Raw genomic sequence first — 12735 nt, forward strand, 5'->3', positions numbered from 1 at the left:
CCATGGCGATCATGCGGCGGTTCCTCGTCCTGGCCCCGGTGGCGGTCGCCGTCGGCGCCGTGGTGTTCCTGGTTCTCTACGTCTTCGGTGGCAGCGGTCAGTTCGGCCTGCTGGAGATCGGCCTCGGCCTGCTGATCGCGCTCCTGGCCACCGCGACGGTGCTCGCGCTGATCCTCGTCGCGATCGGCCTGCTCCGGCTCGTGAGGGTAGGTAGTGCCTGGGCCGCTCTGGGTCTGGCGTTCGGCCTGGCCGTCGTCGTCCTCGGGATCGTCTACGCGGGCATCGCGGCGTCCATGCAGCCCGGCGACCCGGGGTTCAACATGTTCGCGCTCCTGACGGCCGCCGGCGTGCAGGTCCCCACCTGGCTGACGTTCTCCCTCGGGCTCCTGGTCGGCGGCCGGCGCCACCGGGCGGCGCGGGACGGCGCCGTCGTTCCCGCGACCTAGGTCCGCTGTGCGCTCCGCCCGGCAGGTTCGTCGTCTGAGTCGCTGACGCGCGACGCGCGGTGGCCGGATCCCCGGCCACCGCGCGTCGCGGTCAGTGGTGCGTCCCGTCAGTGGTGCGTCAGCAGTTGCGGATCGACCACACCGGGTCCCAGCCGGCGCCCTGGTGCCCCGAGGGAGCGCGCGACGTCCAGAGCGTGCCGCCGGACTGGTTGTAGAACGTGGCGACGGTGCCGTTCGTCTGCTGGTTGGCGTAGTAGCCCTGCCCGGTCCAGCCGGACACGCTGTACCGGGCGCAGTTGTACAGGTGGAACACCGCGAACATGCCGCGGCTGGAGTCCCAGGCCAGGGCGCAGAGCTCGCCGGTGTTGCACGGGTAGTCGCTTCCGGCCGGGACGTACGTGACCCGCGTGGACGGCGAGATCGAGGGCACCGCGGTGACGCCGAACTCCGCGCCACCCGTTGCGCCGGCTGCCGAAGCCGGTGCCGCGGGTGCCGTGTGGGTCACCGTCTTCGTGGCGGCCTCCGTCGCTCCCTCTGACGCGGCGGCGGACGTCGTGGCCGCCGTCGCCCCGGTGAGGGTGATCAGCAGCGCAGCGGTCGCGGCCACCACCGGCCGGAGCCGGGATGCCCGCCGTGAAGCCGTCGATCCAGACATGTTGTCTCCTTCTCGTCGTCTCGGCAGCCGACCTGTGGGCCGGCGCCGGGATGAAATTTGGCATGAGTGCCCGTCGTCCGTGGATGAATTTCGGCCACAACCGAAAGGTGCCGGAGGCCTAGGACACCTCGTCCCCGTGCCGGACGGCCTCGGCCACCCCCAGGGGACGCTGCCAGAGGACGCAGCGCCGTAGGCTGGGGCCCGTGACTTCAGTAACCGACACCTCGACCGACCCGGCGGCGAACGCGCCCGTCCGCGTCCGCTTCGCGCCCTCCCCGACCGGCATGTTCCACGTGGGCGGCGCCCGCTCCGCGCTGTTCAACTGGGCAGTGGCGAAGCAGCAGGGCGGCACGTTCGTGCTGCGCATCGAGGACACGGACGCCTCGCGGAACCAGCCCGAGTGGGTGGACGGGATCCTGTCGGCCATGGAGGCCCTGGGCATCCGCAAGGAGGACCCGGCGTTCGAGGGGCCGTACTTCCAGTCGGCGAACGCCGGCATCCAGAAGGACGCCGCCCAGCGGCTCTTCGCCGAGGGCAAGGCGTACTACTGCGACTGCACCCGGGACGCCGTCATGGCGCGCACCGGCAACCAGCAGACCGGCTACGACGGCTTCTGCCGCGACCGCGGCCTGGAGTACGCCGAGGGCCGCGCGCTGCGCTTCCGCACGCCTGACGAGGGCGAGACGAGGGTCGTCGACCTGATCCGCGGCAACCCGACGTTCCCGAACAAGAACCTCGAGGACTTCGTCATCGCGCGGGGCAACGGCTCGCCGGTCTTCCTCCTTGCCAACGTCGTGGACGACATCGACGAGAACATCACCCTCGTCATGCGCGCCGAGGAGCACCTGCCCAACACGCCGAAGCAGCAGCTGCTGTGGGAGGCCCTGGGCCAGACCCCGCCGCAGTGGGCGCACATGCCGGTGATCGTCAACGAGAAGCGCCAGAAGCTCTCCAAGCGCCGCGACAAGGTGGCGCTGGAGGACTACCTCGCCGAGGGCATCCTGCCCGACGCGATGGTCAACTACCTGATGCTGCTCGGCTGGGCGCCCGGCAACGACGAGGAGATCCTCCCGTTCGAGGAGCTCGTGCGCCGGTTCCGCGTCGAGGACATCAACTCCTCGTCGGCGTTCTTCGACATCAAGAAGCTCACCGCGTTCAACGGCGAGTACATCCGCGCCCTGAGCGTGCCCGAGTTCACCGAGGCCTGCGGCCCGTGGCTGCACGCGCCCCGCGCCCCGTGGAGCGAGGAGCAGTTCGACAGCAAGGTGTTCGACGCCGTCGCGCCGCTCGCCCACTCCCGGGTGGCCCTGCTGTCCGAGATCACGAACAACGTCGACTTCCTGTTCCTCGACGAGCCGGTCATCGACGAGGACTCCTGGAACAAGGCGATGAAGGCGGGTGCCGCCGAGCTGCTCGCCGACGTCCGCGCCGCGTTCGCGGACGTGGCCTGGGAGGCCGAGGTGCTCAAGGACACCGTCACGACGGCGGGGGAGGCGCACGGCATGAAGCTCGGCAAGGCGCAGGCCCCGGTCCGCGTGGCGGTGACAGGACGCCGGATCGGTCTGCCGCTGTTCGAGTCGCTCGAGGTGCTCGGCCGCGAGCGGACGCTCGCCCGGATCGACGCGGCGCAGGCCCGTCTGGCCGAGCTCGCGGCCCAGGCTCCGGCGGAGGTGACCGCCGCCGCGGAGTGAGGTCGCGGGGTGAGCGCGTGCGGGCCGGACGAGTTCTGTACGGTGGCGGGCGTGACCGACGCCATGATGCTTGACGCCGTGCCGCCCCCAGCAGCGACAGCCGACGCCCCACGCGAGTACCCCCAGGCCCTGCGCGGGCCGAGACACCGATGGTGGCGGCCCCTGCTCGGGCTGGGGGTGATCGTCGCCGGCCTCGCTGTGGTGACCGGGGCTCTGCTCCTGTGCGTGCTCGGCTTCGTCGTCGCGGAGTCGATGGGCGCCGAGCTGCCGGACCCGGCGTCGGACGCCTTCCTCGTCTCGCCGGCGGGCATGCTCGTCACCAACCTCGGCCTCGCCCTCGGCATCCCGCTCGCGCTGGCGGCGACCTGGGCGCAGGCCGGCCGCGCGGGCCTGGTGTCGTCGGTGCTGGGCCGCGTGCGCTGGCGCCTCCTGCTCGGCGGGCTGGGCCTCGCGCTGCTGCTCCTGGTGCCGCTCACCGTGGGCGCTGACCTCCTCCTGACGCAGCTCGGCTTCCCCGCCGGCGGCGAGGACGCCGGCGCCGGCTCGAGCGCCGACGAGACCGGTCCGTGGCCGCTCACCCCGGCATCCGGCTGGATCGCGCTCTCGATCGTGATCCTGCTGACCACGCCGCTGCAGTCCGCGGGTGAGGAGTACTTCTTCCGCGGCTGGCTGTCGCAGTGGATCGGCAGCTGGTTGCGGTGGCGCTGGCTCGCCGTCGTCGTCCCCGCCCTCGTGACGGGACTCCTGTTCGCGCTGGCGCACGGCGCGCAGAGCCCGTGGCTGTTCGCCGACCGGCTGGTGTTCGGCCTGCTCGCCAGCCTGCTCGTCTGGCGTACCGGCGGGCTGGAGATCGCCGTCGCGATGCACGCGGCGAACAACCTGCTGGCGTTCGGCCTCGCCATCGCCTACGACAGGCTGGAGGAATCGCTCCTGATCACCGAGATACCACCCCTCGACGGAGCGGTGAGCATCGCCATCACGATCCTCACCGGAATGGTGCTGCTGTGGTGGGCCCGGCGGCACAGCCCGGACCTGGTGGTGACCGACCCCGTGCGGCCTGAGCCGATGCGGCCCGATCCGGCGAACGGAGAGACCGCATGACCATGGACGGTGTCCTGTTCGACGTCGACGACACCCTCGTCGACACCAAGGGAGCCTTCGCGACGGCGCTGGCGGCCGTGCGGGCCGAGTACCTGCCGCACGTCCCGCCCGAGCGGGAGCCGGAGATCCTGGCGCACTGGCGCACCGATCCGGGCGGCTTCTACAGCCGGTACACGCGCGGCGAGACGGACCACGTGACGCAGCGTCGGCTCCGGGCTGTGCTGCTGCACGAGACGTACGGCGGCGCGCCCGTCACGGAGACGTCCTTCGCCGCCTGGGACGCGCTGTTCTGGGGCACGTTCGAGAAGTCGTGGACGGCGCACGACGACGCCCGGGCCGCCGTCGACGCGGTGGTCGCCGCGGGGATCCGGGTGGGCGTGGTGACGAACGCGGCCACCGCGCTGCAGGAGCACAAGCTGCGGGTGGCCGGTCTCGCGGACCTGCCCGTGCTCGTCGGGGTCGATACCCTCGGCTTCGGCAAGCCCGACCCTCGCGTCTTCCTCGAGGGCGCCCGGCTGCTGGGCACCGATCCGGCCCGGACGGCGTACGTGGGCGACGAGCCCACGGTGGACGCGCTGGCGGCCCACCAGGCGCGTCTGACGGGCGTCTGGCTGGACCGGGCGGGTCACAGGCGGGGACCGGGCTACGGCGGCTCTCCTGCGCCCGACGGCGGGTTCCGTGACGTGCAGGACCCGGACGCCCTGCGCGCGGCGGGTGTGCTGGTCATCGAGACGCTCGCGGAGCTACCGGCCGCCCTCGGCTACGGCTCCGAACCGCGCAGAACGGGCCCGGAAGAGCCCTGAGCCGGACCCGGATCGGTACGCGTGACGGACAGCACGCCCTTTGCGTTTTGACCACCGTCCGAGGTCAGGTAGTGTTCTCCAGCGGTAGGGCCCACACGGAAAGCCTGGCGGAAACAGGTGTATCCAGAAGGTCATTACCCCCATGGGGTATGGTGTAATTGGCAGCACGAGTGATTCTGGTTCACTTAGTCTAGGTTCGAGTCCTGGTACCCCAGCGCAGAGCGCAGCGCACGCGTAGCCGATGCAGGTCGGTTTCATGGTGCGCTACGGTTCTCACCGGCAACCGGTCCGTATCCGGTAGTTCAGGCCCCCATCGTCTAGCGGCCTAGGACGCCGCCCTCTCACGGCGGTAACGCGGGTTCAAATCCCGCTGGGGGTACGCAGGTCCGTCGGCTCCGGCCGGTGGATCCGTTCAGGCCCCCATCGTCTAGCGGCCTAGGACGCCGCCCTCTCACGGCGGTAGCGCGGGTTCAAATCCCACTGGGGGTACAGCAGAGAGGCCCGGTCCATGCGGACCGGGCCTTTCGCCGTCTGCGGGAAGTGTTTCCCTCGCCGAACTCCGGCTAGCGGGCCTTCAGCGGATCTTCGGATCCTTGCCGCCCTCGATGAACGGCTCGGGCCGCACCTCGGAGTCCGGGTCGGCGGTGGCCCCGCCGGGCACGTGGCCCCCGTGGTGCGCGCCGCCGCTCGCGGCAGTGCCGCCGCCCGACGCCGCGGGCGCCGTCGCGCCGCCCGCCGACGACCAGCTGGGCCGGGTCGGCTCCCCGCTCGCGGGGACGGTGCCGTCCGTGGTCGTGCTCTCGTCGGCTGCGCCGGCCGGGACGGCGCTGCCCGGGACGGCGCTCCCGGGGATGGCGGCCTGGCCGGCGTCGCTCCGGGCGGGCGGGAGCTCGATGCGCTGCGTCGGCGGGTTGATGCGCCGTCCGATCCGGGGCATGAGCGCGGGCGGCGGCGGGCCGGACGGCGATTCGGCCGAAGGCGTGGCCTGCGGCCGGATGTCCGGGTTGGCCTGCGCGGCCGCCTCGGCGTCGGCGGCGTCCGGGTGGAAGAGCGACGCGATGATGAGCCGGTACCGGGAGTCGGGCTGAGGTATCCAGGTGACCCGGTCGAGGGACTGGTCCTGCCCTGCGGTCTCGAAGATGAAGGTGCCGTAGCCGAGCAGCTGACCCATCGGGGTGCGCTCGTACCCGAGGTCCGTCACCTTCTCGGTCGGCATCATCGCCACCCGGTGGATGAGGAAGCCGTCGAGAACGAGCAGCCGGCGGTCGGTCAGGACGAACCAGCGGGCCCGCCACTCCAGCCACTTGTACAGCAGGCGCCCGCCGAGGATGACGAACGGGATCCATACCCAGCCCATGTCGTTCCGGACGTTGGGGTCGACGGCGACGAGGAGGGCCAGTGCCAGCACGAACGCACCGGCGGTCGTGAGGAGCGGCTCCCAGAGCATCGACCAGTGCCGGTGCGTGGCGATGATGATCTTCTCGTCCGCCAGGATGTACCGCTGCAGGGCGCGGTTGGGGACGACGAAGTCCGCTGTTGCGCTCATGCGGGTCTCCCCGGGGGTGCGGTCGGATGCGGTGCGCGAGCCGGACCGGGACGGCCGGTGGATCGATCCGACAGGTTCGATCCGACGGCCCGGTCCGGTGGTCGGGTCTCGCCGCTGACCCTACGTGGTCAGCGGCCGATCGACCCGGTGAAGAGCTCCTCGAAGAACCTGCCGATGTTCGCGATGGCACCCCAGATGACGTCCCAGAGGGCGAGCACGACGTCGGCGGAGCGCTCGGGGTCGTTGACGACCGAGTACAGCAGGAAGATCACGACGATCCAGATGATGATGAGCCTCACCTTGGGCGGCATCAGATTCCTCACGACGTAGGGGTGTGTGCCCTGGTGTGCACACGTCCCTCAAGAGGGTACTGAAAGGACCCGGACCTGGGGAATCACCTGGCTCGGCGTGGCGGACCAACGCTCACCGACCGCTCACCTGCCGCACACGCCGTGTGCACCGCGGAGCCCTGTGCGTGCCGGGCTCCGCGGGGGACGCTCGGGCTACTCGCCGGACCGGTGCAGGACCTCGGTGAGCTTGTTCGCCGCGGCGACGACCGCGGCGGAGTGCAGCCGGCCGGGCTGCCGGGAGAGGCGCTCCACGGGTCCGGACACGCTCACGGCGGCCACCACGCGGCCGGACGGGCCGCGCACCGGTGCCGAGACGGATGCCACGCCCAGCTCACGTTCTGAGACGGACTGAGCCCACCCGCGGCGTCGGACGCCGGAGAGGATCGTGGCCGTGAAGGTCGCGTCACGCAGGCCGCGGTGGAGGCGGTCCGGCTCCTCCCACGCGAGCAGGACGTGCGCCGCGGAGCCGGCGCTCATGCTGAGCGTCGCACCCACGGGGATGGAGTCGCGCAGGCCGACCGGGCGTTCGGCGGCCGCGACGCACACGCGGTGGTCGCCCTGCCTACGGTAGAGTTGGGCACTTTCGCCTGTGTGGTCTCGCAGCGCGATGAGCACGGGGTTCGCGGCCGCCAGGAGGCGGTCCTCGCCGGCGGCCGTGGCCAGCTCGTTGAGGCGCGGGCCCAGCACAAAACGGCCCTGCATGTCGCGGGCCACGAGGCGGTGGTGCTCGAGTGCAACGGCCAGGCGGTGCGCCGTCGGGCGGGCCAGACCGGTCGAGGAGACGAGCTGCGCCAGGGTGGCCGGTCCGGCCTCGAGTGCCCCGAGGACGGACGCCGCCTTGTCCAAGACGCCGACTCCGCTAGTATCGTCCATACCGCGATATTGCCGTCTCGGAACGTGAGATTGCAAGTCGAGGCCCAAAGTTGTTTCTGACAGAGGTAGTTACAGGGAGGCGAACCGCAATGGCCGGCACGCTGGCGGAGAAGGTCTGGGAAGCGCACCTGGTGCGTCGAGGCGAGGACGGCTCACCCGATCTTCTGTACATCGACCTGCACCTGGTGCACGAGGTCACGAGCCCGCAGGCGTTCGAGGGGCTGCGGCTCGCCGGACGGCAGGTGCGGCGCCCCGACCTCACCATCGCTACCGAGGACCACAACACCCCCACGCTCGACATCGATCGGCCCATCGCCGACCTGACGAGCCGCACGCAGATCGACACGCTGCGCGCCAACGCCAAGGAGTTCGGCGTCCGGCTGCACAGCCTCGGCGACGCCGACCAGGGCATCGTGCACCAGGTCGGCCCGCAGCTCGGGCTGACGATGCCCGGCCTCACGGTCGTGTGCGGCGACTCGCACACCTCGACGCACGGCGCGTTCGGCGCGCTCGCGTTCGGCATCGGCACGTCAGAGGTGGAGCACGTGCTCGCCACCCAGACGCTCCCGCTGGCGCCGTTCAAGACGATGGCGATCACGGTGAACGGGACGCTGCCCGCCGGCACGACGTCCAAGGACATCATCCTGGCGATCATCGCCAAGATCGGCACCGGCGGCGGTCAGGGCTACGTGCTCGAGTACCGCGGCGAGGCCATCCGGGCGCTGTCCATGGAAGCCCGCATGACCATCTGCAACATGTCGATCGAGGCCGGCGCCCGCGCCGGCATGATCGCGCCGGACGAGACCACGTTCGAGTACCTCGAGGGCCGTCCCCACGCGCCGGAGGGCGAGGACTGGGACGCCGCCGTCGAGTACTGGCGGACGCTGCGCACGGACGACGACGCGGAGTTCGACGCCGAGGTGGTGCTCGAGGCCTCCGACCTGGAGCCGTTCGTCACCTGGGGCACCAACCCGGGCCAGGGCCTGCCGCTCTCGGCGGCCGTCCCGGTGCCGGCGGAGATCGCCGACGAGGGCGACCGTGAGACCGCGGCGAAGGCCCTGGAGTACATGGGTCTGACCGGCGGCACGCCGCTGCGCGACATCCCTGTCGACACGGTCTTCATCGGCTCCTGCACCAACGGGCGCATCGAGGACCTGCGGTCCGTCGCGAAGGTCGTCAAGGGCCGCACGAAGGCCGACTCCGTGCGCGTCCTGGTGGTCCCGTCCTCGGCCCGCGTGCGGCTGCAGGCCGAGGCCGAGGGTCTCGACGTGATCTTCAAGGAGTTCGGCGCCGAGTGGCGCAACGCCGGCTGCTCGATGTGTCTGGGCATGAACCCGGACCAGCTCGCACCGGGGGAGCGGTCGGCGTCCACGTCGAACCGCAACTTCGAGGGGCGGCAGGGCAAGGGCGGGCGTACCCACCTGGTCTCGCCGCTGGTCGCTGCCGCGACGGCGATCCGGGGCACCCTGTCGAGCGTCGCCGACCTCGACCTGCCGTACGACATCGACATCACCACCTTCGACGGCACGCCGCTCGACGGCGTGGGCGCGTCCCCGCTGGGCGAGTCCGTCGTCGACCTGCCCATTCCCGTGGCGATCGGATCCGCCAGCGGGTCCGCTGCCGGCCAGCCCGCGCTGCGCTGAGAGGAGCACAGACCATGGAGAAGATCCACACCCACACCGGTGTCGGCGTCCCGCTGCGGCGCAGCAACGTCGACACCGACCAGATCATCCCTGCCGTGTACCTCAAGCGGGTCACGCGCACCGGGTTCGAGGACGCGCTGTTCGCCGCATGGCGGGGCGACCCCTCGTTCGTGCTGAACCAGGAGGCGTACTCGGCAGGCTCCGTGCTCGTGGCCGGGCCCGACTTCGGTACCGGCTCCTCGCGTGAGCACGCTGTCTGGGCGCTCAAGGACTACGGCTTCCGGGTGGTGCTGTCGTCCCGGTTCGCCGACATCTTCCGCGGCAACTCGGGCAAGCAGGGCCTCGTCGCGGGCGTGGTCTCGCCCGAGGACATCGAGATCCTCTGGAAGATCCTCGAGACCAAGCCGGGCACCGAGGTGACCGTGGACCTCGAGGCCAAGACCGCGACCGCCGACGACGTCACCGTGCCGTTCCAGATCGACGACTACACGCGGTGGCGGCTCATGGAGGGGCTCGACGACATCGGGCTCACCCTGCAGCAGGAGGACAAGATCACCGCGTTCGAGGCGACCCGGGCGTCCTGGCGCCCGAAGACGCTGCCGGCGCGGCACCTGCCGTCCGTCGAGATCGAGGCGGCCCGCCCGGTCTGACCGGGCAGTCGTTCGCCGGCCTTCGTTGGTCGAGCTTGTCGAGACCCGGGTCTCGACAAGCTCGACCAACGTCGTTTCACCAGCTGTTGCACTAGATGGCCGGCGGGCCCTGGCGCACCTTCTCCAGGAGCAGCTCCGGCGTGACCGTGGCCGGGTCCCACCATGAGTCGATCCACCAGGTGACGCCCGCGTCGGCCATGACGCGGGCCTGCTCGGCGGCCTCGGCAGGATCGGGCGAGAGCTTGCCCTGCAAGATCACCTCGAACGGCCGGTCGCCCTCCGTGCCGTTCCCCTCGGTCTCGTCCGACCGGTGCGCCGTGAGCCAGTCGACCAGTCCGGTGATGTGCTCCGTCGTCAGATCGTCCGCCGTGCCGCGCAGCTGCGGGACGATCCCGTCCCAGCGGAGCGTGCGCTTGAGGTTCTTGGCGGGCGGACGCTCGGCGTCCCAGACGCCGACCGGCCACACCGGGATCCGGCCGTTCACCGGCTTCTCGGGGAAGCGGAACGGGCCGGTATTGATGTGTTCCCCGTGGAACTCGAAGCCCTCTCCGGACCAGGACTGCTCGAGCCAGGCCAGCGTCTCGTCCAGCAGCGCTGCTCGCTCCTTCAGGCCCGTCGCCTGACCGGGAGCAGAGGTGAAGCCGCGGTCGTCGCCCACCCCGACACCCACGGGCAGGACCAGGCGACCACCGGACAGTCGGTCCACGGTGAGGGCGCGCTGCGCGAGCTCCCACGGGCGGTGTCGCGGTACGGCGAACACCATCGCGCCGAGCGTGATGCGCTCCGTCACCGTGGCAGCGGCGGCGAGGACGGCGAACGGGTCGTAGACCGGCATCGCCCACTCGCCGTCCAGGCTGATCGCGTCCCAGGTGAAGAAGCCGTCCCAACCATGCTCCTCGCTCTCGCGCGCGAGGGCGATGTGCTGGTCGATCGTGCCGAAGCTGCTGATGAATCCGAACTTCATACCGTTCCTCCGGGTGGCCCAGGTGGTTGTCCGACGTCACCCAGCACGCTACGCCGAGCCTCTGACACTCCTCAGGTCAGGTGGGGTCAGATGTGGACGGGGCGCTCGAAGAACGTCTCCAGGACCACTATCGCGTCGGTCCCGGTGACGCCGTCGACGCCGAAGATCTGGCGCAGTGCCTGCTGCAGCTCTTCGGTGGACGCGGTGCGTACCTTCACGAGGACCGAGGCCGCTCCCGCGACGATGTGCGCCTCCTCGATCTCCGCGATCCGGGCCAGCGCCTCGCGGGTGGACGGGTCGCCCATCCAGGCGTTCGCGTCGACCATGACAAAGGCGAGCACGCCGCGGCCGACGGCGTTGGGGTCGATCTCGATGGTCGTCCGGCGGATCACCCCGCGTTCTCGGAGCTTGCGCACGCGGTCGTGAGCCGCGCCGGCGGAGAGCCCCACGGCCTTTCCCAGCGCTGTGTACGGCATACCCGCGTCCTGCTGCAGCAGCTTCAGGAGCTCCCGGTCGACGTCATCCATGACAGGGACTATACCGATGGTGCTGGCTGTACAGGAATCGGCGTATGAGTCTACCCTCCGAATCGTGTTCACTTCTGAGACATTTTCTGCCCAGTTTGTCGTTCTTGATGAGCGGTTCGCCGGATGCGACGGTGACTACGTCGTCAAGCGCCACTTCTCGGACGCGCGGAAGACCGAGGGCCCCGCGTACTTCGCGGGCGGGCAGTACCTCGTCTTCAGCGACATCCCGAACGATCGGCTGCTGCGCTACGACGAGACGACGGGCGCCGTCGGCGTCCTGCGGCACGGCTCCGGGTACGCCAACGGGAACACCGTGGACCGCCAGGGACGCCTCGTGACCTGTGAGCAAGGCAATCGGCGTGTGACGCGCACCGAGCACGACGGCTCGGTGACGGTCCTGGCGGACAGCTACCGCGGCAAGCGGCTGAACAGCCCGAACGACGTCGTCGTACGCGCGGACGGTTCGGTGTGGTTCACGGACCCCACCTACGGCATCACCGGGGACTACGAGGGCAACGCAGGCGACTCCGACTTCGGGGGCGCCTGCTACGTGTTCCGCATCGACCCCGTCGACGGGGAGGTCACCGTCGTCGCGGACGACTTCGTCCGGCCCAACGGGCTGGCGTTCTCGCCGGACGAGCGGCGGCTGTTCGTCGCCGACACCCGCCAGGACCCGAGCCACATCCGCGTCTTCGACGTGACGGACGACGGACGCCTGACCGGCGGCGCGATCCACGCCACGTGCGACGCCGGCCGCTTCGACGGGCTGCGCCTCGATACCGAGGGCCGCATCTGGGCCGCCGCCTGGGACGGCGTGCACTGCTTCGCTCCCGACGGTGACCTGATCGGCAAGCTGCTTCTGCCCGAGTCGGTCGCCAACCTCACCTTCGGCGGGCAGAAGCGGAACCACCTCTACATCACGGCGGGCACCTCGCTGTACTCGCTGCGGGTCACCTTCAACGGCGCCGCGTACCCCCGCTGACCACCGGCGAAGCTAGGGTTGCGCCGTGATGGAGACGCGACCCGTGGTGGAGATGTGGACCGATGGCGCCTGCAAGGGCAACCCCGGCCTGGGCGGCTGGGGTGCGCTCCTGAAGGCGGGGGAGCACTCCAAGGAGCTGTTCGGCGGGGAGAAGCTCACCACGAACAACCGCATGGAGCTCAAGGCCGTGGTCGAGGCACTGCGGGCGCTCAAGCAGCCGAGCGACGTCACCATCCACGTCGACTCGTCGTACGTGATGAACGGTATGAAGACCTGGATCGTGGGCTGGAAGCGCAACGGGTGGAAGACCGCGAGCAAGCAGCCGGTGAAGAACGTCGACCTGTGGCAGGAGCTCGACGCCGAGGTCGCCAAGCACACGGTGCGCTGGGTCTGGGTCAAGGGCCACGCCGGCGACCCGGGCAACGAGGCGGCCGACGTGCTGGCGAACAAGGGCGTCGACAGCGTGCGCTGATGGCCTGCGCCGACGGCCTGTCGGAAGCCGTA

14 protein-coding genes and 3 tRNA genes are annotated in these 12735 nt (G+C 70.6%); 11 read left to right on the top strand and 6 right to left on the bottom strand.

The window, feature by feature from the left end; translation table 11 throughout:
• The first annotated feature begins 2 nt into the window (after positions 1-2).
• Positions 3-446 (top strand): hypothetical protein, encoded by a 444-nt coding sequence (locus ACNYC2_RS04185; protein ID WP_419705824.1) that lies wholly within the window; start codon positions 3-5, stop codon positions 444-446.
• 118 nt (positions 447-564) lie between these two features.
• Here ACNYC2_RS04185 and ACNYC2_RS04190 read toward each other — a convergent pair whose 3' ends face one another.
• Positions 565-1101 (bottom strand): hypothetical protein, encoded by a 537-nt coding sequence (locus ACNYC2_RS04190; RefSeq protein ID WP_419705825.1) that lies wholly within the window; start codon positions 1099-1101, stop codon positions 565-567.
• Between the two features lie 203 nt (positions 1102-1304).
• Between ACNYC2_RS04190 and gltX the strand changes: the two genes are divergently transcribed.
• From gltX to ACNYC2_RS04220, 6 genes are all read left to right on the top strand, one after another.
• Positions 1305-2792 carry a glutamate--tRNA ligase gene (gltX, locus tag ACNYC2_RS04195; protein ID WP_419705826.1) on the top strand — a complete coding sequence of 496 codons (1488 nt, stop codon included), beginning with the start codon at positions 1305-1307 and terminating at the stop codon, positions 2790-2792.
• Between the two features lie 51 nt (positions 2793-2843).
• A complete protein-coding gene (locus ACNYC2_RS04200) occupies positions 2844-3893 on the top strand; it encodes a CPBP family intramembrane glutamic endopeptidase (protein WP_419705827.1) in 1050 nt (349 codons plus the stop codon).
• Positions 3890-4696 carry an HAD family hydrolase gene (locus ACNYC2_RS04205; protein WP_419705828.1) on the top strand — a complete coding sequence of 269 codons (807 nt, stop codon included), beginning with the start codon at positions 3890-3892 and terminating at the stop codon, positions 4694-4696. Before ACNYC2_RS04200 ends, ACNYC2_RS04205 begins: the two co-directional genes overlap by 4 nt.
• 143 nt (positions 4697-4839) lie before the next feature.
• Positions 4840-4911: transfer RNA gene (locus tag ACNYC2_RS04210), tRNA-Gln, on the top strand.
• A gap of 91 nt (positions 4912-5002) precedes the next feature.
• Positions 5003-5075: transfer RNA gene (locus ACNYC2_RS04215), tRNA-Glu, on the top strand.
• 37 nt (positions 5076-5112) lie between these two features.
• A tRNA-Glu gene (locus tag ACNYC2_RS04220) sits at positions 5113-5185 on the top strand.
• Between the two features lie 85 nt (positions 5186-5270).
• Here the strand turns inward: ACNYC2_RS04220 and ACNYC2_RS04225 are convergent.
• From ACNYC2_RS04225 to ACNYC2_RS04235, 3 genes are all read right to left on the bottom strand, one after another.
• On the bottom strand, positions 5271-6242 hold the full coding sequence (locus ACNYC2_RS04225) for a PH domain-containing protein (protein WP_419705829.1): 972 nt from the start codon (positions 6240-6242) through the stop codon (positions 5271-5273).
• Positions 6243-6370: 128 nt separating this feature from the next.
• A complete protein-coding gene (locus ACNYC2_RS04230) occupies positions 6371-6553 on the bottom strand; it encodes a hypothetical protein (protein WP_133249756.1) in 183 nt (60 codons plus the stop codon).
• Between the two features lie 192 nt (positions 6554-6745).
• The gene (locus ACNYC2_RS04235; RefSeq protein WP_026365378.1) at positions 6746-7465 is read right to left on the bottom strand and encodes an IclR family transcriptional regulator; all 720 of its coding nucleotides are present in this window, start codon (positions 7463-7465) and stop codon (positions 6746-6748) included.
• 89 nt (positions 7466-7554) lie between these two features.
• Between ACNYC2_RS04235 and leuC the strand changes: the two genes are divergently transcribed.
• Both leuC and leuD read left to right on the top strand, forming a co-directional pair.
• Entirely contained in the window at positions 7555-9108 is a 1554-nt protein-coding gene (gene leuC / locus ACNYC2_RS04240) for a 3-isopropylmalate dehydratase large subunit (protein ID WP_419705830.1), read from the top strand.
• 14 nt (positions 9109-9122) lie between these two features.
• Positions 9123-9758, top strand: coding sequence for a 3-isopropylmalate dehydratase small subunit (gene leuD / locus ACNYC2_RS04245; RefSeq protein ID WP_357510914.1), 636 nt, complete (start codon positions 9123-9125; stop codon positions 9756-9758).
• 91 nt (positions 9759-9849) lie between these two features.
• Here leuD and ACNYC2_RS04250 read toward each other — a convergent pair whose 3' ends face one another.
• A complete protein-coding gene (locus ACNYC2_RS04250) occupies positions 9850-10722 on the bottom strand; it encodes an LLM class flavin-dependent oxidoreductase (RefSeq protein WP_419705831.1) in 873 nt (290 codons plus the stop codon).
• A gap of 86 nt (positions 10723-10808) precedes the next feature.
• Positions 10809-11249, bottom strand: a complete 441-nt coding sequence (locus ACNYC2_RS04255) for an Lrp/AsnC family transcriptional regulator (protein WP_419705832.1) — start codon at positions 11247-11249, stop codon at positions 10809-10811.
• Between the two features lie 64 nt (positions 11250-11313).
• Here ACNYC2_RS04255 and ACNYC2_RS04260 point away from each other — a divergent pair, with 64 nt between their 5' ends.
• Positions 11314-12231 carry an SMP-30/gluconolactonase/LRE family protein gene (locus ACNYC2_RS04260; protein WP_419705833.1) on the top strand — a complete coding sequence of 306 codons (918 nt, stop codon included), beginning with the start codon at positions 11314-11316 and terminating at the stop codon, positions 12229-12231.
• 28 nt (positions 12232-12259) lie between these two features.
• Positions 12260-12703 carry a ribonuclease HI gene (gene rnhA, locus ACNYC2_RS04265; protein ID WP_419707773.1) on the top strand — a complete coding sequence of 148 codons (444 nt, stop codon included), beginning with the start codon at positions 12260-12262 and terminating at the stop codon, positions 12701-12703.
• Positions 12704-12735: the final 32 nt, after the last annotated feature.

Source organism: Promicromonospora sp. NFX87 (assembly GCF_048564965.1).
In the GTDB taxonomy this organism is placed as follows: Bacteria; Actinomycetota; Actinomycetes; order Actinomycetales; family Cellulomonadaceae; genus Promicromonospora.